3 protein-coding genes are annotated in these 1,461 nt (G+C 65.0%); all 3 read left to right on the top strand.

The annotated features are described in order from the left end of the window. Positions 1-202 precede the first annotated feature (202 nt). Positions 203-1,045, top strand: coding sequence for a helix-turn-helix domain-containing protein (locus tag AOK24_RS42315; RefSeq protein ID WP_055725185.1), 843 nt, complete (start codon positions 203-205; stop codon positions 1,043-1,045). Next, the gene (locus AOK24_RS47045; RefSeq protein WP_079057271.1) at positions 1,042-1,251 is read left to right on the top strand and encodes a DUF397 domain-containing protein; all 210 of its coding nucleotides are present in this window, start codon (positions 1,042-1,044) and stop codon (positions 1,249-1,251) included. The genes AOK24_RS42315 and AOK24_RS47045 overlap by 4 nt, the downstream gene beginning before the upstream one ends. 39 nt (positions 1,252-1,290) lie before the next feature. Beyond that, the coding region (locus tag AOK24_RS47040; protein ID WP_159052194.1) for a DUF397 domain-containing protein at positions 1,291-1,461 on the top strand (171 nt) is incomplete at its 3' end.

Genomic DNA, 1,461 nt, shown 5'->3' with positions numbered 1-1,461 from the left:
GTGCCCCTGAACTCCCCCACCAACCCCCGTACGGAATCCAGGTACAACACCCCGATCTCCGGTACCGGCGGCGGCACTTCGGGCTCCGGCTCCGCACTTTTTCCGGACATGGCCACTCCTCTCCGTAACACGTCCATTACCGTGAGCCTCAGAGTGACCGAGCCGCCGGGAACCTTTCAACCAGCCCGGCCGGATTGGAAGGATGGTGGAGCAGCCGTTGAACCGGAAGAAACTCGACCCCGACAGCTCGCCGGAGGCGGCGTTCGGTGCGCTACTTCGCGAAGAACGCGAGAAACAGGGCCTGACGCAGGAGGAACTCGCCACGCGCACGGGCTTCTCCAGCTCCCACATGTCTGCGGTGGAGACGGCGCGCAAGAAGCCGACTCTTCAACTGGCCAGAAGGGTCGACGTAGCGCTGAGGACCGGAGACATGTTCGAGCGCAAGTGGCGGAAGATGCGGAAGGGAGGGTTGCTGGAGGGATCGCCGCAGTACATAAACGATGAGGCGAAGGCGGCCGAGATCCGACTCTACGAAGTGGGCGTCATCCCCGGGCTTCTCCAGACCCCGGAGTACGCGCAGGTGGTCACGCAGAGCGCTGTGAAACGGGGAACGATCACGAGCGCTCAGGCCGAGGAACGGATCGCCCTCATCAACGAGCGGCAGGCCTCACTGCTCCGTACGCCTCCACCGCAGATCTTCGCCGTGCTGGACGAGAGCTGCCTCCGTCGGCCCATGGGTGGCCCCGCCGTCATGCACGCCCAGTTCGAGCGCCTGATCGAGTTCGCCGAGCTGCCCAACACCCATCTCCAGATCGCCCTGTTCGAGCTGGGAGAACGCCGACCGCTCAGCCTGCCCCTGTACTTGCTGACCATGCGGGACCGCTCGCTCCTGTCCTACGCCGAGTCCGCCCACCGGGGCCACCTTGAGCGCGACATCACATTCGTCGAACCCCTGTTGGCGTCCTACCATCAGCTACAGGCCGTGTCGCTGTCCCAGGCGGAGTCCGTGGCCATGATCAGAGAGCTGCAAAGGGGCCTCAAGTGAGCACCGAATCCCCCCGTTGGTTCAAGTCGTCGTACAGCGAAAACGGCGGCGTCTGCGTCGAGATCGCCACCAACCTCGCCGCGTCCCACGGCACGGTCCCGGTCCGCGACTCGAAGAACCAGTCGGGCCCTGCCCTGAACGTCCGTGCGGAAGCCTTCACTTGCTTCCTCTCCGCCCTCAACTCCCCCGAGTTCGGCGGATTCTGACCTGTCGGAGCCCCATGCGACCCCTCACCATGGGGCTCCATGACACCCACACCCCTGACCTGGCGAAAGTCCTCGTACAGCGAGAACGGCGGCCAGTGCGTCCAAGTCGCCACCTGGCACAAATCCACGCACAGCAGCAACGGCGGCGCCTGCGTCGAAATCTCCCCCACCCCCACGACCACCCTCATCCGCGACTCCAAATCCCTCCCC

It is taken from the genome of Streptomyces niveiscabiei (genome assembly GCF_001419795.1).
Taxonomy (GTDB): Bacteria; Actinomycetota; Actinomycetes; order Streptomycetales; family Streptomycetaceae; genus Streptomyces; species Streptomyces niveiscabiei.
The sequence above is the reverse complement of the archived record's forward strand: the minus strand, read 5'-3'. Positions and strand labels throughout refer to the sequence as shown.

Coding starts and splice junctions, on each gene's coding strand:
- AOK24_RS42315 (WP_055725185.1), top strand. CDS start 203: ATGGTGGAGCAGCCGTTGAACCGGAAGAAACTCGACCCCGACAGCTCG.